A 24,049-nucleotide genomic window follows, 5' to 3' on the forward strand; every position below is an offset into this window, starting at 1 on the left:
GTATCAGACCTGCCAGCTAGCTCTCCGGCCTCACGTTCGGGGCGGTCGGCTCGACCCCAGGGCGAGCTTGAGCTGTTCGACCGCCCAGTCCAGGTCGGCCGCCTCGATCGTCAAGGGCGGTGCGATGCGCACGGTCTGGCCGTGGGTGTCTTTGACCAGCACGCCGCGCTCCAGCAGCCTCAGCGCCACGTCGCGGCCCGTGCCGCGCGACGCCTCCACGTCGACGCCCGCCCAGAGGCCGGCCACCCGCACCTCGGTCAGGCCGTGGCCCAGCAGGTCGTCGAGGAGGCCCTTGAGGTGATGCCCGAGGGCCGTGGCGCGCTCCTGGAACTCGCCGGTCCGTAGCAGCTCAACCACCCGCAGCCCGACCGCCGCGGCGAGCGGATTCCCGCCGAACGTCGACCCGTGCTCGCCGGGACGCAACACCCCGAGGACGTCACGGTCGCCGACGACGGCCGAGACGGGCAGGATGCCGCCGCCCAGTGCCTTGCCCAGCAGGTAGAGGTCGGGGACGACCCCCTCGCGGTCGCACGCGAAGGTGGTCCCGACGCGGCCGAGGCCGGACTGGATCTCGTCGGCGATGAGGAGCACGTTGTGCTGCGTGCAGAGCTCGCGGACTTCACGCAGGTAGCCGGGCGGCGGGATGATGACGCCGGCCTCGCCCTGGATGGGCTCGATGAGCACGGCTGCGGTGTGGTCGTCGATGGCCGCCTCGATCGCCGCGGCGTCGCCGTACGCCACGATGTCGAAACCGGGGGTGGGCGGCCCGAACCCGTCCCGGGCGAGGGGGTCGTCGCTGAACCCGACGATGGTGGTGGTGCGGCCGTGGAAGTTGCCAGCGGCCACGATGATCCGTGCGGCGTCGGTGGGCACCCCCTTGACGCGGTAGGCCCAGGCGCGGGCGGCTTTGATGCCGGTCTCGACGGCTTCCGCGCCGGTGTTCATCGGTAGGACGAGGTCCTTGCCGCACAGCTCGGCGAGGGCCGTGGCGAAGGCCCCGAGCTGGTCGTTGTGGAACGCCCGGCTGGTCAGGGTGACCCGACCGATCTGCTCGACGGCCGCTGTCACCAGCTCGGGGTGGCGGTGCCCGAAATTGAGGGCGGAGTAGGCCGACAGCAGGTCGAGGTAGCGCCTGCCCTCGACATCGGTCACCCAGACGTCCTCGGCGGTCGAGACGACCACCGGGAGTGGGTCGTAGTTGTGTGCCAGATGCTCGCTTTCCTCGTGGATTAAGTGCGTCGTCGCTGTGTCGGGATTCGTCTTGGTGCTCATGGTCTGCCTCCTCGCAGGGTCAGGGTGCAGCATTTGATCCCGCCGCCGCCGAGGTGCAGCTCGGACACGTCGACGTGGATCGGGTGGTAGCCGCGCTCGCGCAACTGGGCGTCGAGGCGGGTGACGGGCGGCGACAGGACGACGTTGCGGCCGTCGCTAACCGCGTTGAGCTCGAGGCTCGCGGGATCGGCGGCGGGGACGCGGATCGCGTCTGGGAACCTCTCCAGGAGCTCGCGCTGGCCGCGCTGGTCGAAGGCCGACGGCAGGTAGGCGATGTTCGCCTTCTCGACACCGCCCGGGCCCTGCACCGGGTCGAGGACGCAGACGGCCGTGTCGAGGTGGTAGTAGATCGGGTTCACCAGCCGCAGCGAGACCACCTCGCGTCTGAACACGTCCGCGACCTCGGCGTGGCTGTCCAGTTGCGACCGGAAGCCGTAGCCGGCGAGGATCGTCTCGCCCACCAGCAGGAGGTCGCCTTCGCCCTCCTGAGTGGCGAGCGGTTCCACGACCTCGAACCCGTGGGCCGCGAACCACTCCCGGAACGGTTGTTCCTCAGCCCGACGCTCTCCCACGGCGAACCTGGCGCCCAGGGCCACGCCGTCGATGGTGAGTCCACCGTTGGCCGTGTAGACCATGTCGTCCAGGCCCGGGATCGGGTCGATGAGCTCAACCTCATGCCCCAGCCTCAGGTACGTGTCGTGGAGCTCCTGCCACTGCCGCACCGCCTTGGCCGTGTCGGTGGCCCGCGTCCGGTTCATCCAGGGATTGATCTCGTTACTGACGGTGAAGTAGTCCGGCCGGCACATCAGGTACCGGCGACGCTGTTGGATCCGGTCTTGAGAAGGCATCTTGCTCCCCACCGAGTGCGGACGGCGGACGCTGTCCTGGGGCCCGGCGGCACTTCGACCCGCGGCCGAGCCGCGAGGAAGAGGCGACACGAGCACGCCTGGCTCCATTATTCCATCGAACGGGCCGCCCAGGAGGTTCACTTCGATCCTCCACGCTCCGCGACGTCGATCGCCTCGATCAGGCGGGCGCCTCCCTGTCGATCCACTGCCGGCCGCTGTAGGCCTGAACGAACGTCTCGGCGAACTCGACGGGGTCCTCGCCCACGATCGCGCGCACCGGCGTGCCGTCCACCGCGGCGCGTTCCCAGAGCTCGACATGGTCGCCCATCATCGTCATGAGGGTGGCGCCGTCGGTGACGCCCCCGTAGTACGTGAGATACCGCTGCAGCGCCTTCGCGGCGCTGGCTCAAGGCTCGGGAACCGAGCCCGAACCCATCAGGACGCTCGTCGAAGTGGTGCGCGGCCTGGTCGTCGCGGCTCGCGACAACCATTGAGCCATCCTGGATCACGCCCAGGCGAACACCGGCCCGAACGCCACGCCAACCACGACCGCCCAGGCCAGATACACCGGCAGATAGCCCGTCTGCCAACGCTCGAGATCGGCGTAGGGGCGACGACCCCGCAGGAAGCCGACCAGCAGGACCACGGACCCGACGAGGTTGACCAGCAGCAGTGCGTTCAAGCCCAGCGAGGCCACCTTGTTGGGGCTGAACCCGAAGGCGCCGATGCGGCCCAGCATCGCCACCAGCACGTAGGCATCGACGACGATCGCGCTTCCGAGCAGCACAACCTGAAGCCACTCGAAGGCGCCCGGCGGGGTCAGCGGGTCGCGGGCCGACACCGAGTAGAGCAGCAGTGCCAGCACCACGATGAGCACCAGATCGAAGACGATGAGCAGCTCGCGGTCCACGGTGCGTAGGTCGCCCTGCCAGATCGCGGCCGCCCCGAACGCCAGCAGCATCACGGCGAAAAGGGGCGTGAACACCCTTGTCAGGACCGGTGCCATGTTCTCGATGACGCCCTGCTTGGCGCCCACCAGCCAGGCCGCCACCAGCACGGCCCCGGCCGCGCCGCACGGGAGGACCCACGAGAAGATGGCGGTCTCCGTGTCCACCCCGATGGTGCTGAACACGCCGGCGGTGAGCCCCAGCAGAACCCCGCCGCCCATCCCGATCAGCACGTAGTAGATGAACCACTCGCCCGTGAACCGGACGTAGTCCATCCGGGCCCGGTCCGAGCGCCAGTCGCCGCCGGCGTGCGCCACTCCGAGCAGCAACCACAGGGCGATGGGGAGGTGGAGCGCGGCCAGGATCTCGGTGGCCGACTCGGCGGCGAACGGATAGAGGTTCAGGACCAGCGCGGATACCACCACCGCCACGCCCACCAGCGCCAGAAGTCGGGCCCGCATCCGCGGCTCGACGGCGGCGCGCCACACGAAGAAGCCGGCCAGGAAGGGCAGCACCAGGAGGGGGAGGTTCTTGACGTAGTGCTCCGGATTCTCCTCCAGCCCGATCCCGAACAGCGCGGGGACCTTCACCGCGACAGCCGCCGCGACACCCAGGCCCAGCGCCACCCCGAGCCCCCGTCGACCGTCGGTGGCGGAGTCCGCCGAGCCCACCACCAACTGCTTCCACAGCCTGTCCGAGTGCTCCTGGGCGTACTCGCGCGACAGCGCGTCCACCTCTCCCAGGCGCCCGACGGCGATGAGGAACGCCTCGTCGTCGGACAACCCGACGCCGCGCAGGTCGGCCATCTCGTCGCGCAGGTGCGACTCCAGCTCGTCGACGTCGGCCGTGCTGATCGCTGCGCGGCGTCCGACGAAGCCGCGCCACGACTCGATGCGCGCCTCGACGCCGGGGATGTGCTGCGCGCTCATGCGGGGGCACCTCCCACGACGAGGCTGCCGGGGTGGGCGGCCGCTGCGGTCCACACCTGCCGCAGCGCCTCGCTCACTACGCGCCACTGCTCACCGTGCTCGGCCAACGCGGCCCTGCCGTCGGCCGTGATCCGGTAGTGCTTGCGCCGGCGCCCCTCGGTGGAGGTGTGCCAGCCGGCCTCGACGTAGCCGAGGCGCTCGAGGCGGTGGAGGAGGGGGTAGAGCATGCCCTCGGTCCAGGCGAGTTCGCCGCCGGACAACTCGCCGACGCGTTTCAGGATCGCGTACCCGTATGACTCGCCCTCGGCGAGGATCCCCAGGACGAGCGGCGTCGCCGCCGCCGCCACCAGATCTTTACCTACCCTCATCACGCACTCCCTCGAAGCCTAGAACTGCAAGGTATCGCAACAATGCCTAGAGGTGCAAGGTGTGGGCTGTTGTCGCGAGCGTGCGCCGCGGTTCTAGGACCGCCTCTCGCGATGTCGGCGGGCGATGACCACCGCGACCACGCCCGCGGCCAGGGCGGTGCTTACCAGCGTTGCCAGTCCAAGCTCCGGCGCGGCAGCCCACAGCGAGGCGATCGGCACCCGGCATCAGGCGCGCCGGCGCGTACCCCCACCACAGCGCCATTGCCGCCGCCGCCCCCACCACGGCGACGAGCGAGCGCGCCACACTGCGCCGTCGTCCGAGCAGCGGAACCACCGAGAGGCTCTGCGCCAGCAGTGAGCCCAGAACCAGTAGGGCCGCGTTGGCCTCGACGGGGTTGAACGACGGCGGGGGAGCCGGCGTCCCCAGCGTGAGGTGCAGGAGCTCGGACTGGAACCGCGCCCAGCGCGTGGTGTCCAGGCCCGCCCCGTGTTGGTCACCGCGACAATGCCGAACCCGAGCGTGGGGCATGCCAGCAGGTAGGACTGGGACCGGTAGGTGCTGCCCAGATGGTCGACGCAGATGGGAAGGGACTCGCCGTCGAGGCTGGCGTCGACCGGATCTCCGACCTCGCCCCTCAGCTCCCACAGCGGGCGGACCACCCACCCCGACCCGTACTGCGAGTAGGCGCTGACGGTGGCGAGCGGCTCGCGGGCGGCGGCCAGCACGCCGTCGGGAAGGGTGGAGGTCACCGTCCCGAGGTGGGCCCCCACCAGCAGGGTCAGATCGCCGGCCGTGGACACCTGGAACGCCGACGGCACCGCCCCGGGTGTGCATGGGCAGGGCGTCGGCGCGGTGAGCAGCTCGAACCACGGATGGTGCCCGGCGGCCAACCCGTCGACGGCGCCCGGTGTCGCGGTGGCGCTCGTGTGGTCCAGGCCCAACGGTGCGTAGACGAGCCTCTCCATGGCGCGCTCGAACGGCTTCCCGGTCACCTTCTCGACGACGGCGCCGAGCAGGTCGTAGTTGCTGTTGGAGTACGCGTAGGTGCCGGGCGGATCAAGGCGGGTTTCGGCGAGGGCCTCCGCGTTCGCCGCGATCGATGTCGGCCTCCCGGGCCACCACCCCCACTGGCCCAGCCCGGCTGTGGTGGAGAGGCCTGAGGTGTGCCCGAGCAGGTCAGCGATGGTCACGGCGCCGAGCGTTCCCTCCGCGTCGGGCCAGTCGGGGAATACGTCGCAGACTCGGGTGTCGAGGCTGAGGTGCCCGTCGGCGATCAGCCGCTGGATGGCGAGCGCCGTGAACTGCTTGCTGGTGGAGCCCAGCACGAAGGGGGTTTCGCCGGTCACAGGGCGGCCGTCCCCGGCGGTGCCGAGGTAACTCTCCTGGTACACGTCCCCATCGCGGACGACGACGACGGCCAGCCCGGCCAGCCGCAACTCGTCAGCCCTGCGCTCGACGAAGTCTTCGATCTCGTCAGGGCCCGCCCATCGGGCCGCCGACGCGGGGGCGGGCGTCAACGGTTGCTGCGCCACCGCTACCCGCACCATCCCCAGGACGAGTGCGGCGATGCCCAGCCACACGAGCAGCGCGCCACCCAGCAGACCCGGCCGGCGCCCGGTCGTGGGCGACGGCGGGTTGAGTCCGTCCGCGGGGCCCGCGTCGTCGTCGACGGGGAGCACTCCCTTCATGCCTCCAGCGTCGCCACCGGTGAGCCCCGGGTCAATACCCCAACCCGGCGGGGGTCTGGCCTGGTGGGCTCGGCTTCACGGACTGGCCCGGGTCGGAAACCTACCCCTGGGCCACCTTGGTGGCTGCCTCCCGCAACCCGTCGGCGCCCAGCGCGCCGTTGATGACCTCGACCCCGCCGTCGGGGCTCAGGAGCGCGAAGGCCGGCTGGTAGACCACGCCGTACTCGCGCCAGAGTGCGCCGTCGGAGTCGACGAGATGAGTCAGTCCGCCAGTGGCGGTGTCGTCGAGGAAGTCCTCCATCTCCGGCACCTCGCCGCGTCCGGGGACCCCGATCAGGGTCACGGGGGAGCCCGCCGCCTCAAGCTCAGCGACCACCTCGTTGATGTGGGGTGCCTCAGCGCGGCAGATGGTGCACCACGGGGCCCAGAACCAGAGGATGACTGGCTGGCCTTCGATGGTCGCGGGGTCGAAAGTGTCGCCGTCGAGAGTGGCGACCGCGAGGTGCGCCAGCGAAGCAGCCGGGGCCGGCGGCGCGCTCGAGGTGGCCATCGGGGCCTCCTCGCTGCCGGTGCCCGCTGAGGATTCCTCGCTGCCCCCCGTCGGGGAGGTGTTGGGGGTCCCCGCTGGCGAGGCCGCACTGGTCTCCGCCGACGATGGATCCGCCTCGGTGGTCTGAGCGGTGCAGGCGCCGGTGAGCAAGGTGAGGACGAGCGCGGCTACGAGGGTGAAGCGGTTCACGACGGAGACCTCCAATGGTGTCTAGTCACAACAACGAACCACCCCCTGTTCTGATTCCGCGCCATCGCCGGAATCTTTCGCGTGGGACGGGGGTTGGACGAGGTGTCGGTCATCCCTGAGAGAGCAGGCCCCATGCGTGTCCCCCCAGTGTGCGTCGAAGCCGCGTCATGACCGCCGACCTGCTCCCCGCGCTGGCGCTTGCCGTCTCAGCTGGGGCCATCGCAGCGTTCAACCCGTGCGGGTTCGCGATGCTGCCCGCCTACCTTGCGCTCTTCCTCGGGGAGCAGTCTGGCCGCCGGGCCGCCGTCGCCCGCGCACTGGGTGTCGGGGTCGCGGTCACGGTCGGCTTCGTCCTCGTCTTCGGTGTGGCCGGGCTCCTGATCACGATCCTGTCGGTGGGGCTGGGGGACTGGCTGAGTGTGGTGACCGCCGCCTCCGGGCTCCTCCTCATGGTCGCAGGGGCGTTCATGCTTGCAGGGAAGGAGTTGGCGCTGAATCTCCCGCGGGCCCGGCTCGCGGTGGACGGAAGCCCTCGGGGGATGATCGCTTACGGCGTCATCTATGCGACGGTGTCCCTCTCGTGCACCCTGCCGGTGTTTCTCGCCGCCGTCGTCTCCGCCTTTTCCCTCTCGGGGAACTCGCCGCTGGTGGGTGTGGTCGCCCTGCTGGGGTACGCGTTCGGCATGGGTGCGGTCCTGTCGGTGCTGGCTCTGGTCACCGCACTCCTGGGCGCTGGAGCGTCTGGGAGGTTTCACGCGTTGGCGCCCCACGTCAAGAGGCTGTCGGGGGCATTCCTGGTTCTGGCGGGCGCCTACGTGACCTGGTACGGCTGGGTTGAGTACCGCGCCTTCCAGGGCGACCTGATCACGGGCGGTCCGGTCGCTTGGGTCAGCGCGGCGTCGTCGCGCGTGGGGGCGTGGATCGCGGGTGAGGGTCCCGGCCTCGTCGTGGTGGCGGCCGCACTGCTGGCTGGGGCGGCGGTGATCACCCTGCTGCTCCGTCGCCGTAGTCACCAGCCGGTGGAGTCGCCTCGGACTTCTCAGGAGCCGACAAGCTCGCCCGAGCGGTAGACCGCCTTCACATTGTGCAATGCCTCCGCGCCGGCCTCCAGGTTCCCGTCGACGACGAGGAGGTCGGCCGTGTGACCGGGGCGGAGCCGGCCGATCGAGTCCCCGAGGCCGATCGCGTCGGCCGCGATGGAGGTGGCCCCGCGGAGCGCCGGGATGAGACCCAGGAGTTGGGCCACCTCCGTCACCGCGTACGGCTGGACGTTGAACGGCTTGGACGGCGCGATGCCCGCGTCCGTGGCCACGGCGATCCGCACCCCAGCCTCGTGCATGCGGCGCGCATGAGCCAGGACCAACGGCAGCACCGCCGCCAATCGGGGCGGCAGCTGCCCCCCTGGGAGCGAACCCGCTGTGCCGACGGCGAACACCCCCGCCTCGACCATCCGGCGGACCAGGTCCGGACGGTCGGCGACGGAGTCCGCCGTCATGAACGAGGCGTGCTCGACGGTGTCCACCCCTGCGATGAGCGCCGACTCGATCCCCTCCACCCCGTGCCCGTGTGCGGCGACGGGGAGCCCGAAGCCGTGGGCCGTCTCCACCAGGGCCCGCAGCTCCGCACGAGTGAACTGCGCCTCGTGAGGCAGCGAGCCCGGCGTCACGTTGCCGCCGGTGGCCATCACCTTGATGACGTCACATCCGCGTTCCGCCCGCTCTGCAACCTCCGCCCGAATCGCGTCCACGCCGCGGACGGCACCCCCGAGGAACCAGCAGTGGCCTCCCGCGCTGGTCAGCGGCGGCCCGGAGGCGAGCAGCCTCGGGCCGGCGGTCGGGTCGGCTGCGGTTTCGGCCCTCAGGCGCAGCGACACGTAGCCGCGGTCGCCGAGGTCGCGCACCGTCGTGGTTCCGGTGGCCAGTGCCTGGCGCGCGTTCGCACGGGCCCGCACCAGCAGTTCGTCGTCGGTGGCCGTCGTCAACCACGCGACCGGATCAGCGCTGCAGTCCCAGGTCACGTGCTGGTGGGCGTCGATGAGGCCGGGAAGCAGTGTGGAGTTCGGGCCGTGGTCGACCAGCTCGACCTCCTGCCCGTAGGCGGTCCCGTCAGAGACGGCGACGATGCGCTCACCGTTGATGACGACGTCGCCTCCGGTGTGGAAGCGGTCCCCGTCGAAGATGTGTCCTGCCCGTACCACCGTGATGGTCATCCCGCCTCCTGGCCCTCGATGTGTTCACGAGTGTCGGCGCGGATGCTCGGAGACCGGTCTCGACACGCGACGGGGACCAGTGATTGGTCTGAATCTCTCTCAGAGCAGACCGACGCGACGACGAGGCGCGCCTCGCCAGCCGTGGCGAGTCAACGCCGTCGACCCCTGGTGCTTGAAAAACTGGCACAGAAACATTGGACTTTTCTCCACCTTGAGCAGGCCAGTGGGACTACGCTGGTGATCTGGGGCGATCTCGCCGCCCCCGGGCTGACCCTTCCGGGCACGGAACTGCAGGCAGATCTCACTGTTCCATGGACGGCAGCCGCCATCGAATCCTGCCCTGCGGGCATGTTCCCGTTCGCGCAGAAGACGCTGGGCAACGTCTGGCAGGCCGAGAGCGAACTCGCTGAAGGGACGCTGTACGTCGACGAGATCGACTGGGGCGACAGCCTCGAGTCCGTGGACATGAAGGTGGGTCGCCCGATCCGGGTCGAGCTCTCGCTCTACAAGCTCCTGGACTCGCCGCTCACGGGCTACTCCATGGTGATGCTCGCCAACCCGAGCAGCCCCGACGAGGTGCAGGGCGTGTGCGCGAGCGATCTCGTCCCTGACGATGGTGTGATCACCGGCGACGAGATCACCATCAGCTCCTACGCCAGCACCGAGGCGACTGTTTACTCACCGACCGCCAGGCTCGTGATCCAGAAGATCGACCCAACCGGCACCTACTCCTGGGCCGGAACGTCGTGGGAGGGTGCCGACACCCCGGTGTCGTTGTCCTTCGCCGGCGAGCTCAACGTGGGCGGCAAGGTGATCTACGGTCTGTCGCAGGGTGGCTGGAAGCCGACGGCGGTTGGCACCTATCGGGTGACGTTCTACCTGCCCACTGATCTCGGTCAGGAGACGTGGTTCGACGGAAGCACCATCATCCGCACCGCGATCGAGGTCGCGGAGGAAGGTGAGGCCGGCGGCGACGCCGTCGTCGACCCGCTCAACAACCTCACCTACATCGACATCGACGTGATCGCCGGTGGAGGTGGCAAGTCCGTCCGGTGACAGCGGACCTCAACACCGGTGGCGGCCCTCGCTCACGCGGGGGCCGTCGCGGCGCGTTGAGCCGTCGTTAGCCGCGTACTGCCGGTACCCCTGCAGACGGGGACCCAGCCGCGCGCGTCTCGAAGCCGTACCCGTCCCGCTCGGAGGGGGCGGCGTCGAAGACCATCGTGCGGGGACTCTCGGCACGCCACGGCGCCCACGGTGCCTCGTGCGTGGTGACGAACCGCACCCAGGCGCCATGCATGGCATCGGCCAGGTACTGCGGGGCGCCGGGGCCGCACGAGGACACCACAGACGGATCCGCCAGGTTGTCCCAGGTAAACGGTAGGTCGCAACAGTGGGTGGCAAGACCGTGGGCCGGATTGGCCCGCCGGAAGTCGTACACCCAGGTGGGTCCCTGGGGTCCTCGGCTGCGGGCCGTGGCCACCTGCGGCACCCAACGACGGAAGGTGGAAACCGTCAGGAGTTGACCGACCAGCAGCGGCCCGCTCAGCTCCGGGTGGGCCGCGACGAGCTCGTCGGTCAGATCCCCGAGCGGGCTGGCGCGGATCAGCTCCACGGGGTCGGCGTCACCGAGCGCGGGGGCGAGCTCCGTGCCGATCAGGGTGAACTCGTGCGCCACCGCGCCGAGGAGGAGCGGGCGCGGGTCGGCGGCGACGGCGGACACCCAGTCGGCCGGGAGGGAGGCGGGGTCGGCCTGCGGGAGGAACTGCAGCCCCAGGATCCCGGGTCCCGCCACCAGGCCGTCGACCAGGTCCTGCGGCGAGCCCGGCGAACCTGTGGGAGGGGCCTCCAGCTGGGCGGCGGCGTCCAGCACCTGGTCCTCGGTCAAGCCGCGGAACCCGTCCAGCGTGGCGGGGACGCCAGCTAGCTCGGCCATCCGTGCGGAGCGGCGCTGCGCCAGCTCCAGCGGGACGGGTGACAACGAGCCGGATTGGCTGATGGCGGCATGGAACAGTCCGGTGGCAAGCGGGGATGCCAGCAAGGCCAGCACTGAGCCGCCGCCCGCAGACTGTCCCGCGATGGTCACCCGAGCAGGGTCGCCCCCGAACGCGGCGATATTCCGCTGCACCCAGCGCAGCCCCTCGATCTGGTCCAGCAGACCGCGGTTGGCGGGCGCGCCGTCGACGGCGCCGAACCCGTCGAAGCCCAGCCGGTAGCCCACGCTCACGGTCACCACGCCGTCGCGGTTGAAGGCGAAACCGTCGTACCACGGGCTTGCCGGCGAGCCCGCCTTGTACCCGCCCCCGTGAATCCAGAACAGCACGGGCAGTGCGGCGTCGGCGTCGGCGTCGCCGGGGGCGGGCGTGAAGACGTTGACGGTCAGGATGTCGTCGCCCGGGATGCTCGGCTCGGGGATCGCGGTGACCTCCCCGAACGGTCGCCGTTGAGCGGTGGCGCCGTAGTTGATCGCGTCGCGGACCCCGGTCCATGGTGAGCGCGGCACCGGGGCCTGGAACCGCAGATCCCCGACGGGGGCCTCCGCGAACGGGATCCCGAGGAACGCGGCGCTGGTGCCGCGCCACACCCCGCGGACGGTCCCCTCTGCGGTCTGGACGAGGGTGTGCTCGGCGGGATCGGTCATGAGATGGCCTCCTGATCTGTGGCGACGGCGCTCACGCCGACAGTAACGGCACGAGGTTGCGGCGGCTGGCCAACACCAACAGCCGGTGGTCGTCTCCGTGAGTGCACCAGGGCCTACGACCTGCTCGCGAGTGCAGGGCAGGATCTCAGGAAGGGATTGCTGTTCAAGCCGAACACGCGCCCGGCAGCAAGGGTGGGGGACGGCGGGGCGGCACTGCGTAGCGGTGCCCAACCCGACGATCACCTCGCTGGCATCCGCTCAAGCAGACCCGACCCCGACGCCGCCCTGCCGGCACGCACCCCGACAAGACAACGCCACAGGCAGTCAAGTGCGGGGAGGCGGGCGGCGATGCCCGGGCGGCCTCAACAACCCGACCACCGACCACACCGGCAGCAACCTTCAGTCTATGGACATCGGCCGCTCGGGCATCGACTCGCGGCTCACCGCACCCGACAGTGAGATCTGCGTGAAGGTGGTAGTCACAACCCTTCGAGACGGGCCACGCCGCTCCGCGGACGGCCCTCCTCAGGGGGCGATGGGGACGGGCCAGCCGACTCCGCGGGCGGCCCTCCTCAGGGGGCGATGGGGACGGGCCAGCCGACTTCGCGGGCGCCCATCGTCAGGGGGCCCAGTCATTCGCCTGGGCGCGGCGTGCCGTGAGGAACGCCGCGCCGGAGACGCACGCCGCCCCCACCATGGTCAGCGCCATCGGGAGCGTGGCCTCCGGTCCGCCCAACCCGACCAAGGGCGCGGCCAGAGCGCCGAGCATGGCCTGAAGCACGCCGACGACAGCCGTCCCGGTCCCGATCGCGTGGGACGACTCGCCCAAGGCGAGCGACATGGTGCTCCCCATGATGGGAGCCAGGCTGCCAACGGTCAGCAGCAGCACGAAGATCCACACCGCCAGCGGTGCGTCCAGGAGGGATGCCGCCAGGGTGCAGCAGGTCCCGACCAGCAACGCCACGATCCCGAAGCGGGCCGTCCCGGCGGGGTTCGACACGCCCTCTCGCGCCTGACGCCCCAGGTGCCGGTGGACCAGCGCCATGGACGCGCCGAGTCCGGTGGCGATCCCGGCGTTGACCCACGCGTACTGCTGCGCGGACAGGCCGAGCCGGTTCTGGAACAGGAAAGGGGCGGCGGCCATGAACACGAACATCGTCGAGAACCCCGACGACAACGCCACCGCGTAACCGACGAACCGTCGATTCACGATCAGGCCGCCCACCGTGCGCCCGAGCTCGACGAGCCCCCCGCGGCGGCGCCCAGCTTGAGGCAACGACTCGTCCACGGTCAGGATCACGCCCACCACCATCGGCACGCCCATGAGGCCCAGGAAGATGAAGACCGTCCGCCACGAGCCCACCAGAAGCAGCCCGGAACCGATCAGCGGCGCCGCGACGGGGGCGATCACCCCCATCAGCATCAACACCGTGATCAGCTGAGCCAGGCGGGTCCCGCTGGCATGGTCGGCGACCACCGCCCGCGACAGCACCTGACCGGAGCACGCGGCCCACCCCTGCACCGCCCGGAACACGAGGAGCAGCCCGATCGACGGGGCGGCCGCGCAGAGCAGGCTGGCCGCGATGTAGCACACCAGTCCCACCAGGAGCGGCCGGCGGCGTCCCACCGCATCCGACAGCGGCCCCCAGGTCAGCTGGCCCACCGCGATGCCCAGCAGGTAGGCGGTCAGGGTGAGTTGCGTGGAGGAGGTCGACGCACCCAGATCCGCGGCCACCGTGGGCAGCGCGGGCAGGTAGGCGCTTGTTGACAGGGCGTTGATGGCCGACAGCAGCGCGAGCACCCCGACCGTGACGCCCGTCAGGCCGGCGTCGGCGAACAGCGACCCGCCGGCCCGCGCCTCGAGTCCCGCCTCCGTGTCATCGCGCCCCGGCGCCACCGTCGACCACCTCACTGGCCTGGAGGGCGGGGTCCAGGGCCTGGTCGAGGATCTCGATCGTCCCGGTCATGCCGTCCAGCCGGATCCGCTGCCCGGTGTGGAGTCTCGCGGTGGCCTGGTGGACGCCGACGACTGCGGGGATGCCATACTCGCGGGCCACCACCGAGCCGTGGGTCATCATGCCGCCCACTTCGGTGATGAGGCCGCCGGCCGACAGGAATAGCGGCGTCCAGGCCGGGTCGGTGCCGGGGCAGACCAGGATCTCCCCGGTTAGCAGGTGGGTGGCCTGGGGGTCGAACACCACTCTGACCAGGCCCTCCGCGACCCCAGGGGACACGGGGCTCCCGCTGATCGCCCCGTCGACGCTGCCCAGCCCCTCGTAGAACGCGCGGCCGTCGCCGGCGATCACGCGCGGGACCTGCCGGCGTCGGCGCTCGCGGTCCGCGAGGTCCCGGCGCGCGGCCACGACGGACCTCCACACCTCGGCCGGCTCGGCCCGGAGCCGCTCGAGCTCGTCCACGTGCAGGAAGAAGACATCCTCGGCCCGACCCAGCACGCCGGCGCGCACCAGATCCCCGCCGCTGGCCAGCAGCCCCTCCCGCACCAGACCGAGGGCCCGGATCATCGTGAATTTCGGCGTCTCCCGGGCGCCCAGGAGAGTGCGCATCCTGCCGACCATGAACCGGGCGCGGGCCGCCTTGCCGCGGCTCCGCACGCCGCCGGAGGAGATCACCAGAGCAGCCAGCTCGTCCGTGGCCCGCGCGGCGCGCGCCGCGCCGCGCGCGAACACGGCGTCGGGCGCCTGATCGGGATCGCGGATCTGGGTGTAGCTCTGCAGGCTGCGCATCACGTCGATCGGGTTCTCCCGCCACCGGGGCACCCCGAGGTCGATCTCCCCGACGCCACGCATCCCGTATTCCGCGAGGAAGGCCGCGACCGCTCCCTGGGCCTGGGTGGGGAGCTGACCCGCCGCGTACCGGTCCGCCAACTCGGCGGCCTCCAGCTCCGCGAATGCACGCATCGAGGCCGGCTCCGCCTGGATGTCGGCGGCCGTGCGCCACAGGGCCAGGTCCATCTCGGTGGTGACGTTGCCGGGCAGCCCGCGGAGGACCTCCATCGCCAACACCTGAGCCTGATCGCCGGCTTCGTGGGCCGTCGCTTTCACGCGGACCATCATGGCCATGCCCGGCCCGATGATGGGGATGAAGGCGCGCACCACTACCGGGAACAACCCCTCCAGGGTCGCCCTCATCGCCCGTGCCCTGGCGGCCAGGCGCGCCCACGGGTCGTCCTCTGCGCCGGCCTCGACCTGCCGTCGCTGCGCAGCGGCGAGCAGGCCAGCCATCCGGGCATCCATCCCGCGGCGTCGACGCACCGGGGTGAGGATCGAACCGGGGATCTGCGGCACCACCTGGGCCGCGAGCCTCGCCAGACCCCGCACGGTTGACCAGCTCGGGCGGCCGGGCCTGGGGGCCCATCCGTTTTCCCGCGCCAACCCGGCCAGGATCTCGCCGAAGCTCGGCTCCAGCATGGGCAACACCCTGGGCAGGATCCGGCCTCCAATCCGGTGGTGGACGATCCGGTCGATCCGAATCCAGAGGCGCTCACCGGCGGGCGTCAGGTAGCCGGACCTCCCCAGGTCTACCCGGGGCCCCACAAGCTCGGTGACCCCCGACAGCATCATCGTGATCGCGTCACGCCCCAGCGGGGTGATCGGCTGCAGCATCCCCTGGATGGCGCCGAAGGAGAACCACAGCGCCTCGCCTCCCCCGGTGGGGACCGGGTACAACGACGTGATGGCGCGCGCCTGTAGCAGGTAGATGGTCGAGTCGGCGATGGCCCATTCCAGGTCCTGCGGGGTCCCGTACTCGTCGGCCACCGATCGCCCCAGAGCCACCAACTCGCGCACCTCGGCATCGCTCAGCGACGGCTCGGGGTCGCGCTCCCGGGCGGAGGTGGTCACCCCGCCGCCCGCAAGCGCCGTCGTGACCACCGCCTTCGCGCCCACCGATCGGGTGATCCGGCCGGTCCCGGAGTCGACGACGAAGTGGTCCGGCTCGACCTGGCCCGACACCAGCGCCTCGCCCAGCCCCCACGTCGCGTCGATCACCGTCTCGGTGCGTGAGCCGGTCAGCGGGTTGGCGGTGACCAGGACGCCGCTGGCCCGCGCCGGAACCAATAGCTGAACCACCGCCGCGAGCGCCACACCGTCGTGGGGGATGCCGGTGCGGGCCCGGTAGCCGATGGCGCGCGCCGTCCACAGGCTCGACCAGCAGCTCACCAAGGCCTCCATCACGGCGTCGAGGCCGACCACGTTGAGGAAGGTGTCCTGCTGCCCCGCGAACGACAGGTCCGGCAGGTCTTCGGCCGTCGCCGACGAACGCACCGCCAGGGCGGAGTCCGGCTCAAACGTCTGCTCCCAGGCCGCGCGCACCGCCTCCACCACCTCGACGGGGATCGCGCCGTCGGCGAAGGCCCGCCGGATCAGGCCCGAGGCTGCCTCCAGCGCGGCCGCGTCGCCCGCGTCCACCCCTTCGAGGAGGTCCCCCAGCCGAGTCGTCAGGTCATTGGCGGCGACGAAGACGCGATACGCATCGGCGGCCACCACAAAACCCGGCGGCACCCTGAACCCCGCCCGGGTCAGACGCACCAGGTTGATGCCCTTCCCGCCGCACGACTCCAACGTGGCAGCAGGTGAGTCAAAGCTCAGCGTCAGCGCCGACCGGCCTCCAGCCGCCGTCGATTCCCGTGGATCTGCCGCGCCGTCGCTCGCGCCCACGCGCCCGGCCTTGTCGTGTGTGAACACCATCATTCTCCTGACCAGCGCGGACTCAGTCACCGGGGCCGAGCCAGGAGAATGCCTCCTCGACCATTCGTCTGCCGGCTTGGGTGATCACCGGCCCGTGCGCCACGACGACCTGATCGAAGTCCCACTCCAGGATCCTGCGGATCGACTGGCGTGCCGCGGCGCGATCCCGGAACGTCAGCCTGATGTCGCGGGCGACGCCGCCGCGCGGGGCCGCCACTCCACCCAGCGCGATGAGGGCGTTGCGGAGGGGGTGTCCTGGGCTGCGCTCGTGCACCTGGATGAGGTCCTCCACCAGGAGGGTGCGGGACGCGGCGTGGAAGAAGAACACCTCGCTCACCGGTGCGCTGCCACGGACGATGGCCTGGTCGAGGTCGCCGGCCCAGGCCTCCGGTGCATGCTGACCGAGGATCTCGGCCTTGAGGAGGTCACCCTTCCTGAGAGTGACCGCCGTGATCGGGCTCGACCACAGCTCTGCTTCCGGGAAGAGTGCATGCCAGGCGTGGAGTCGCCAGTAGTGCCGGGGGGTGGGCGACACGAGATGGCGGACCGGGCCCAATGCGGCGATCTCTGCGATCGTGGCGAATGGTGCAGGGACCGGTGAGGCGATCCACACCGACCCGTCGCCCAGGCGGACCACCGTCATCCGGGTGGTGAAGACGATCCCCATGTCGCGCACGACCGGTCCCTCGACAACGTACAGATCCTCGCCCAACGCCCGGAGCCCAGCCATGGCTACAGCCTACGGCGAGGAGACCTGACGTAGGGGCGCCCGGCGGAGCCGGGAGTCACTGATCTGCAGGGGTACGCCCTCTCGCTCCCGGCCCCAGAGGACCGCCGCGATGACTGTGAGGGGTCAGAACGTCGCGTACTGGTCCTCGAAGGGCAGCTCCACCCGCACGAAGTTGAGGTCGGTCTCGCCGTTGGACCAGCAGAGCTGGTTGTCCTTGTACAGATAGAGCGATCGCCCGGGAGCGCCCTTCAAGGTGAGCGTCGAGTCCGGGTTGTAGATGACGGGACTCTTGTAGTTGCCTCCCCACAGGCCCCAGTCGGCGTAGCTGTAGACACCCTCGCCGATGTAGCGGTACGCCGGGCTGGTGTTCTTGCGGAGGTAGAGGTCGTTGCCGTAGGCGTACCAGTCCAACCCGTGGGCCTGGTTCTCCTCGCCCACCAGGACGACGTAGTTGTCGGTGCCGACCCCGAGCCAGCCGAGGAACGCCCCGCTGGAAAGGCTGTAGCACTTGACTGGGGCGAAGGCGCTGGACTGGCCGGCCATGATCGCCGCCCACGTGCTCCATCCCCACCAGTCGGAGGTCCACGAGAAGTCGCTGCGGTTGCTCACGTCGTTGCGGCGCTGCACCACCCCGCTTGCGGCGTCGCGGTGGAAGAGGGGGGAGAAGTTCTCCTTCGTCGAGACGTCTGCCACCCGCGTGAGGTCGGGGATGAAGGACAGCGCCGAGTACTGGTGCGCGCCGCCGAGGTGGGCGCCCCATACGTCGTCGGCGGACGCCTGGGTGGCGCGGACCACCATGGCACGATTGTCCACCGAGACGCTGTCGAGCAGCCGCTTGTCCCCGTACGCCACCCAGGAGTTCCCGGCCGCGTTGCTCACTTTCAGCCCGTTGTGGGAGTCCTCGTCATGCATGCAGCGGACAAGGAGGCTCCCCATGGTGCCGCTCATGCCTGGGATCGGCGTGGCGACCTGCTCTGAAAGCTCCTTGCGAGGGGCGCGCAGATGGCCGGCTGAGAACAGGTCGGTGAGGAAGTGGTCCGCGAACGCGTTGAGGGCATAGGCCTCCTGCATCCGGGTCTCGGCCTCTGCCGGTGATTCGCCGGGGACGGCCGCGGCGTGTTCCATCGCGAGCTCGTGCCCCGCCGAGTAGGCGGCGACGGCGTACTCGGTGAAGTGGTCCCAGTTCTCGGCGGCGAGCTGGAGGTACCGGCCCATCACCACTGGAAGGCCACCCACGTTCTCGCCCCCGGTCACCACGTTCCAGCGCATCGACAGGGAGTCGCCGAGCACCGCATAGGCGGTCGAGGGATCCTTCTTCGCGGCGAGGGCATCGTCGATGGCCCTGATCTCCTCGGCCATGATCGAGAGGATCTGCAACGTCTGGGCCCAGTTGCCGCCAAGGCTGGCGAAGGCCGCGGTGAACGCGGCCCTCCGATCGGTGGCCGTGCTGATCGGCGCCCCGACCACGCCGAAGAAGTCCCCGGCCAGGGCGATCGTCTGCCCATACGTGAGGCGTGCTCCGGCCGGCAGGCCTGGGAGGGGCAACGCCAACGGAAGGCCCTTGGCGGGCGTGACGGTCGCGGGGAAGTGGAGGGAGAGCTGGTCTCCGATCCAGGCGTGTTCGGCGCTTTCCATGTGGTGCTCCTCAGGGGTAGGACGCAAGCCCGGTATGTGCCTGGCAAGGCGAACCTAGCCTGACCGGGAGGGATTCCTATAGGGGAATACCCCGTTGTCGCGCGTATGTACCCCGTCCTCTGGAGCTTGCCCCGTCGTGAAGTCCTCGTGCTGGGGTCAGTCCACAAGCCGCAGCGTCACCGCGACCTCGTCGCCGTCCTCGAGGCCCTCGGCGACGCGGACGGCCTTCTTCATCGGCAGGAAGTAGGTGCCGGCGCTGGAATCCGGGAACACCGAGGTGCGCCAGGTGGTTGCGCCGACGGTGACCTCGACCCGCACCGACCCGAACCCGCGCGGCGGACCCGACACGATCCGGATCTCGTCGGCCAGATCCGACGGGACGGTGACGAACCGCCAGGCGGCGTCCCCAGACCAGCGCCACAGCTCGGCGGTGAACGTGAAGTCCTCCATGCAGCACCCCTTCGCCAGTGACGTGGTGACGCTGAGTGTGTCACGCCAGGGAGGCGACGTCGACGCTGCGAGGTGCCCTCCGTGTGAAGTTGTCGGCGGCGCCCTTGACGGCCCCTGAGGGCGGGAGCAGGATCGTCGTATGGCAGCTGCCCGCCCCGACCTGTCCTGGCAACCCCTGTACAGGATCGGTGGAATCTCCGCTGTGGTGTTCGTGGTGCTGGTCCTGGTGCCGGTGACCCTGGTCTTCGTCGCACCGGTCCCGCCCACCGAAGGGCGCCCCCTGCTGGAGTACATCGCCGCCCACAAGGCGGTCTACCTGGTGGAGTTGGTGAGTTTCGTCGGACTGGCGGTCCCGCGCTGGTGGTGTTCGGCGCCTTGGCGGTGGCCCTCGCGGCGGTCAACAAGGGGCTGGCGGCCATCGGCGGACTGTTCGGGATCGCGTCGGAGACCATCGCGTTGGCATTGGGCAGCAGCCCGCAGTCTCTGCACGGCGGGCTGGTGGTCCTGAGCGACTCCTACGCCGCGGCCGGCAACGACGCCGACCGCGATTCTCTGGTGAGCGCGGCGGACGCGCTGATCGCGGCCACCAACGCCGTCTCCTGGGCCGGGATCCTGACCGCTGCCGGGATCCTGGTGCTGTCGCTGGTGATGTGGGACGGCATGTTCGGCCGGGCGTTGGCGGTGGTCGGCATCGTGACGGGGGTGATCGGCCTGTTCAGCGAGGCGTTCCGTCCCATGATCGGCCCCGCCTACCTCATCTACGGGCTCCTGCTACCGATCTGGTTCGGCTCGGTGGGATGGAAGCTCATCCGGCTCGGGAAGACAGCCCATGACGGGTGAGCGGGAGCGCTTGAGCGCCTCGGACGCCTCGAATGTGGTGATGGACTCGCCGGACCAGGTCAACGTGCCCCTCGTGGTCGGAGTCCTCGGCGTCGGCGGCTTCGTGTCCGCGGGCGGCGCGGCGGACCTCGACCTCCTCCGCGCCGACCTCGCAGCCAGGCTCGACGACAGCTCGTCGCTGGGGCTGGTCCGGTTCGCCCAGCGAGTCGAGGCCGAGGGGCGCGCGCTCGTGTGGGAGGACTGCCGGCCGGACCTCACCTGGCATGTCCGGCCGGCGGCGCCGGTCGACGGGCTTGAGGGCCTGGCCGGCCTGGCCGCAACCCTGATGACGCACCCGCTTCCCCTTGACCGCCCCCTGTGGGAGCTGCTGATCGTCCCGGGCGCCGGGGCCGACGGCCCGGGAATCATCCTGCGCGCGCACCACTGCGTGGCCGACGGTGTCGCGGGGGTGCGGCTGTTGCAGCACCTGTTCGGCGACGCCACGCCGCCGAACACCGCCCCCGGGGTGCCTGCCGCAGCCCCCGCGCCCGCCACCGAGCCCCCGCAGCGTCGGCCGCGCTGGAAGACGGTCGCCACGGGGGTGACGCGGGTGTCATCGATCTTCAGGGCCACAGTCCCGCCCACCGTGCTGCTGGGACCGATCGGGCCTCGGCACGGCGTGGCCTTCGCCGACATCGAGCTCGAACCACTCGCCCGCGCGGCCAAGCGTGTGGGCGCCACCGTCAACGACGCGCTGCTCGCGGCGGTGACCGTCGCGGCCGAGGCGGCGCTCCGGGCCGACGGCCATCCGGTGCCGCCGGTGCTGCCCGCGAGCGTCCCGGTGGCGCTGCCGGGACGTGGCGCGTCTGGCAACGCGGTGGGGGTGATGCTGGTGCCGCTAGCCACGGGTGGGCCGGATTCGGTGCCGCGGCTGACCCGGATCGCGGCCCTCACCCGGGCCGCGAAGGCGGAGGCCCGCGCCCAGGGCACGTTCGAGCTGACGCGCACCAGGTGGGGTTCGCGGCTGTTCGCCTGGCTGGCGAGGCGGCAGCGGTTCATCGCCCTGTTCGTCACCAACGTCCGCGGACCCGACCGGCTGCTGACGGTGGCCGGAGCGCCGGTGGAGCGGATGTGGCCAGTGGCCGTCATCCAGGGCAACGTCAGGTTCGGGGTGGCGGCCATGTCGTACGCGGGCCGGCTGGGCGTGGCCGTTCATGCCGACGCAGAGGCCCTTCCGGTGCCGGTGGCCGGCCGCGCGCTCGGGGACGAACTCACCCGCATCGCGGCGCCAGTAACGCCGCCCGAACCCGCCGGCTGAGCCGGGCCGCCCGCGGAGCGGCGTGGCCTGTCTCGAAGGGTTGTGACTACCACCTTCACGCGGATCTTGTGGTCGGGTGCGGTGAGCCGTGAGTCGATGTCCGGGCGGCCGTTGTCCATGGTCTTGCTGTCGGCTGGTGGTTTGGTCGGTGGCTGGGGTGTTGAGGCCGCCCGGGCCTCGCCTCTCGTCTCCCCGCACTCGTCATGCCTGTGGCGTTGTCTTGTTCCGGGTGCCGGCCGGCAGGGCGGCGTTGGGGTTGGGTCTGTTTGGGCGGGATGCCGGTTGGGTGGTCGTCGGGTTGGGCACCGCTGCGCGGCGCCGCCCTGCCGTCCCCCACCCTTTGCCTGTCAGGCGCGGGACCCTTCGTGACCGGACTTGGGTGCCCGCGGAGGGCGCAGCCTCCGTCGTGGCCGACCCGCCCCATCCCGCTGGGTGAGCCGGGCCGAGCCGCGCAGCGGCGCAGCCCGTGTCGAAGCCGACCCGACCGTCGAGCAGGACCTGACCGACGTGTTCGCACCCGAGAACACGGGTCCTCCTGAACGGACTCAACCGCGGGTGACAAGGTATTTCATTTCTTGGAACGCGGTGGCCTCGATCTTCGTGGCCTGTTCGCGACAGAGATCGAAATTGCCCGAACTTCTTTCCGTCGGGGCGGCTCTCTGGGCCCGTTTCTGTCGGTGGCCGGTGCCAGAATTGTTCACATGAGCGAGACGGTGGTGGACCTGGGGCAGCGATACATCGCCGCCCTGTGGGGCGCCGCCGGATCGCTCGGCGCAGACCAGATCGCGGTGCAACGGCTGGCCGGACTGGTGGAGTTGATCGCCGAGGCCGAAGCGCAACTGGCCGGGCTCCGTCTGTACCTCCTCCACGAAGCCAAGCTCTCCGCCGCGGACGCGGTGATCGACGGGGTGCGGCAGTCGGTGCGCACCACCCCCGCCCAGGCCACCGCGACGCTGCGGCTCGCGTCTGATCTGGGGGACCGGTTCCCGCTGATCGGAGCCGCCCTCAACGAGGGCGTGGTCTCCGTGGCTCAGGCCGAGGCGATCGTGACCGGGCTGCGCAAACTCCCATCGCGGTTGACCCGCGCCCAGCTGATCGAATGCCAGGAACTGATCCTCGCCCACGTCGACACCCTCGGCCCCACAGAACTACGCATCCTGGCGGCCCGGCTGGTCGACGTGATCGACCCCGACCACTCGGACGCCGATGACGCGAAACGCCTCGCACGGGAAGAGACCGCCGCGCGGCGCGACAGGTTCCTGCACTTGTCTCCCGATTTCCACGGGTCGATGCGGATCACCGGCCAACTCCCCCTCGCCGACGCAGCCCTCCTCACCGCCCAACTCGACGCCCTGATGCCACCCGCCTCCACCTACGGCACCACCGGCGAGACCCCCAGCCGCGGCGCGCGTCGCGCCGACGCCCTCGTCCTCCTCACCCAGCACGCCGCCAGTGGCGGCACCCTCCCCTCGCATGGGGTGGACCGTCCACAAGTCCACATCACCCTCAACTACGACACCCTCACCACCGGGCTGGGTGAAGTCAGCGTCCTCGGAGCGGGCGGCGTCGATGGTTTGTCGGCGGGGGAGGCCCGCCGCCTGGCCTGCGACGCGCGCCTGATCCCGATGGTGCTGGGCACCCCATCGCGGCCACTCGACGTGGGGCGCACGCATCGCCTGTTCACCCCCGCCCTCCGGGCCTCGCTGACCGAGCGGGATCAGGGCTGTGTGTTCCCCGGCTGCACCGCCACACCGGCGGCATGTGAGGCACATCACATCATTCCGTGGTGGCAAGGCGGCGCAACATGCCTAGCCAACGGCGTGTTGCTCTGCCCGTTCCACCACCGCCTCGTCGAACCGGACCCCCTCCAATCGAAGGAATCCCAATGGCAGGTGCACCTGGATCCCGCCACCGGGACACCGTGGTTCACCCCACCGCGCCACATCGACCCCGCGCGCAGGCCGAGGCAGCATCAACGCCACCGGCTCCAACAACTCACACCCGGCGTCGGGGGACCACCACGCCCACCCCACCTCGACCCGCCTGATCCGGACCTGCCGGCAGGGCCAGAGCACCCGATGCCTGACCTCGAAGAACTTATCCGCCGCAGCGCCGCAATCTGGGGAAACTCAGAAGCGTGACCATGCCAGCGGTCACGTGCGCGTGAGCACTCCGTCTCAGCCCGCCGTCGAACGGCCAGCCCCACCCGACCTCCTGGGGCTGGTGGACCAACGGAGGTGACCCCTAGGCTTCCGGGGCCTGGGTGTCGGTCGTCCCCTCGTACAGCCCGACGTGGTTGCCGAAGGGATCCTCGAAGATCGCCCACCAGCTGGTCTCGCTGATCGGCGCCTTGGCCATGAGCACGCGGCCGCCGTTCTCCTCGGCTTTGGCGAGGGCCTCGTCGATCGAGTCCACCTCGACGTAGGACCGCGGTTGCGTGAAACCCTCACCGCGTGGCGCCAGCCCTCCGCCGCTGATCTTGTTCGGGGCCTGCCACATGGGGTAGCCCTCGAAGCCGGGCAACTCCGCGATCTGCCAGCCGAACAGCTCGCTGTAGAAGCGCTGAGCCTGGTCGAGGTCCGTCACCGGGATGTCGATGTGGGTGATGTCTCCGTGCGGCATGCCTGTCCTCCTGTATGCGCCGCCCGTCCGACGGCGTCATCGCCCGAGTCTGGCACGCGCACCGGCGCTCCCGATAGGCATGGCGATCACCCGTGCCTGTCAAGCGCGGCATTCGGTCCACCGTGCA

The 24,049-nt window shown here is 70.6% G+C and carries 20 protein-coding genes; 5 read left to right on the forward strand and 15 right to left on the reverse strand.

Going from position 1 to position 24,049, the window contains the following annotated elements; genetic code table 11:
- Positions 1-30 precede the first annotated feature (30 nt).
- From rocD to ACZK39_RS15230, 7 genes are all read right to left on the reverse strand, one after another.
- On the reverse strand, positions 31-1,272 hold the full coding sequence (gene rocD / locus ACZK39_RS15200; protein WP_463613793.1) for an ornithine--oxo-acid transaminase: 1,242 nt from the start codon (positions 1,270-1,272) through the stop codon (positions 31-33).
- Positions 1,269-2,120 (reverse strand): dimethylargininase, encoded by an 852-nt coding sequence (gene ddaH, locus ACZK39_RS15205; RefSeq protein WP_463613794.1) that lies wholly within the window; start codon positions 2,118-2,120, stop codon positions 1,269-1,271. Before ddaH ends, rocD begins: the two co-directional genes overlap by 4 nt.
- 178 nt (positions 2,121-2,298) lie before the next feature.
- Positions 2,299-2,508 (reverse strand): DUF1048 domain-containing protein, encoded by a 210-nt coding sequence (locus tag ACZK39_RS15210; RefSeq protein ID WP_463613822.1) that lies wholly within the window; start codon positions 2,506-2,508, stop codon positions 2,299-2,301.
- A gap of 117 nt (positions 2,509-2,625) precedes the next feature.
- Complete coding sequence (locus tag ACZK39_RS15215) at positions 2,626-3,996, reverse strand: permease prefix domain 1-containing protein (protein ID WP_463613795.1); 1,371 nt, start codon at positions 3,994-3,996, stop codon at positions 2,626-2,628.
- Entirely contained in the window at positions 3,993-4,364 is a 372-nt protein-coding gene (locus tag ACZK39_RS15220) for a PadR family transcriptional regulator (RefSeq protein ID WP_182800393.1), read from the reverse strand. Before ACZK39_RS15220 ends, ACZK39_RS15215 begins: the two co-directional genes overlap by 4 nt.
- Before the next feature lie 225 nt (positions 4,365-4,589).
- A complete protein-coding gene (locus ACZK39_RS15225) occupies positions 4,590-6,053 on the reverse strand; it encodes a serine hydrolase domain-containing protein (protein ID WP_463613796.1) in 1,464 nt (487 codons plus the stop codon).
- A 100-nt stretch (positions 6,054-6,153) separates the two neighbouring features.
- Positions 6,154-6,792 (reverse strand): redoxin domain-containing protein, encoded by a 639-nt coding sequence (locus ACZK39_RS15230; protein WP_463613797.1) that lies wholly within the window; start codon positions 6,790-6,792, stop codon positions 6,154-6,156.
- Between the two features lie 167 nt (positions 6,793-6,959).
- Here ACZK39_RS15230 and ACZK39_RS15235 point away from each other — a divergent pair, with 167 nt between their 5' ends.
- Positions 6,960-7,862, forward strand: coding sequence for a cytochrome c biogenesis CcdA family protein (locus ACZK39_RS15235; RefSeq protein ID WP_463613798.1), 903 nt, complete (start codon positions 6,960-6,962; stop codon positions 7,860-7,862).
- Here the strand turns inward: ACZK39_RS15235 and ACZK39_RS15240 are convergent.
- A complete protein-coding gene (locus ACZK39_RS15240) occupies positions 7,832-9,001 on the reverse strand; it encodes an amidohydrolase family protein (protein ID WP_463613799.1) in 1,170 nt (389 codons plus the stop codon). The two genes, ACZK39_RS15235 and ACZK39_RS15240, sit on opposite strands and share 31 nt — an antisense overlap.
- 237 nt (positions 9,002-9,238) lie before the next feature.
- On the opposite strand from ACZK39_RS15240, the gene ACZK39_RS15245 reads away from it, so the two are divergent.
- Positions 9,239-10,057: a hypothetical protein gene (locus ACZK39_RS15245; RefSeq protein WP_463613800.1), complete on the forward strand. Its 819-nt coding sequence runs from the start codon at positions 9,239-9,241 to the stop codon at positions 10,055-10,057.
- A 67-nt stretch (positions 10,058-10,124) separates the two neighbouring features.
- Here ACZK39_RS15245 and ACZK39_RS15250 read toward each other — a convergent pair whose 3' ends face one another.
- The 6 genes from ACZK39_RS15250 to ACZK39_RS15275 form a co-directional block, all read right to left on the reverse strand.
- Complete coding sequence (locus ACZK39_RS15250; protein ID WP_463613801.1) at positions 10,125-11,642, reverse strand: carboxylesterase/lipase family protein; 1,518 nt, start codon at positions 11,640-11,642, stop codon at positions 10,125-10,127.
- A 619-nt stretch (positions 11,643-12,261) separates the two neighbouring features.
- Positions 12,262-13,539 carry a multidrug effflux MFS transporter gene (locus ACZK39_RS15255; protein ID WP_463613802.1) on the reverse strand — a complete coding sequence of 426 codons (1,278 nt, stop codon included), beginning with the start codon at positions 13,537-13,539 and terminating at the stop codon, positions 12,262-12,264.
- On the reverse strand, positions 13,520-16,348 hold the full coding sequence (locus ACZK39_RS15260) for a PEP/pyruvate-binding domain-containing protein (RefSeq protein ID WP_463613803.1): 2,829 nt from the start codon (positions 16,346-16,348) through the stop codon (positions 13,520-13,522). The genes ACZK39_RS15255 and ACZK39_RS15260 overlap by 20 nt, the downstream gene beginning before the upstream one ends.
- Before the next feature lie 22 nt (positions 16,349-16,370).
- Positions 16,371-17,078, reverse strand: coding sequence for a DUF4336 domain-containing protein (locus tag ACZK39_RS15265; RefSeq protein WP_182800386.1), 708 nt, complete (start codon positions 17,076-17,078; stop codon positions 16,371-16,373).
- A 123-nt stretch (positions 17,079-17,201) separates the two neighbouring features.
- On the reverse strand, positions 17,202-18,713 hold the full coding sequence (locus ACZK39_RS15270; protein ID WP_463613804.1) for a hypothetical protein: 1,512 nt from the start codon (positions 18,711-18,713) through the stop codon (positions 17,202-17,204).
- Between the two features lie 156 nt (positions 18,714-18,869).
- Complete coding sequence (locus ACZK39_RS15275) at positions 18,870-19,163, reverse strand: DUF1905 domain-containing protein (protein WP_463613805.1); 294 nt, start codon at positions 19,161-19,163, stop codon at positions 18,870-18,872.
- A 363-nt stretch (positions 19,164-19,526) separates the two neighbouring features.
- Between ACZK39_RS15275 and ACZK39_RS15280 the strand changes: the two genes are divergently transcribed.
- The 3 genes from ACZK39_RS15280 to ACZK39_RS15290 all read left to right on the forward strand — a co-directional run bounded on the left by ACZK39_RS15280 (position 19,527) and on the right by ACZK39_RS15290 (position 23,441).
- Positions 19,527-20,003: a hypothetical protein gene (locus ACZK39_RS15280; protein ID WP_463613806.1), complete on the forward strand. Its 477-nt coding sequence runs from the start codon at positions 19,527-19,529 to the stop codon at positions 20,001-20,003.
- On the forward strand, positions 19,993-21,300 hold the full coding sequence (locus tag ACZK39_RS15285; protein ID WP_463613807.1) for a wax ester/triacylglycerol synthase domain-containing protein: 1,308 nt from the start codon (positions 19,993-19,995) through the stop codon (positions 21,298-21,300). Before ACZK39_RS15280 ends, ACZK39_RS15285 begins: the two co-directional genes overlap by 11 nt.
- A 701-nt stretch (positions 21,301-22,001) precedes the next feature.
- Positions 22,002-23,441 carry an HNH endonuclease signature motif containing protein gene (locus tag ACZK39_RS15290; protein ID WP_463613808.1) on the forward strand — a complete coding sequence of 480 codons (1,440 nt, stop codon included), beginning with the start codon at positions 22,002-22,004 and terminating at the stop codon, positions 23,439-23,441.
- A 103-nt stretch (positions 23,442-23,544) separates the two neighbouring features.
- Here the strand turns inward: ACZK39_RS15290 and ACZK39_RS15295 are convergent, their stop codons facing one another.
- The gene (locus ACZK39_RS15295; RefSeq protein WP_182783288.1) at positions 23,545-23,922 is read right to left on the reverse strand and encodes a VOC family protein; all 378 of its coding nucleotides are present in this window, start codon (positions 23,920-23,922) and stop codon (positions 23,545-23,547) included.
- Positions 23,923-24,049: the final 127 nt, after the last annotated feature.

This window comes from Tessaracoccus luoxuelianae (genome assembly GCF_055326245.1).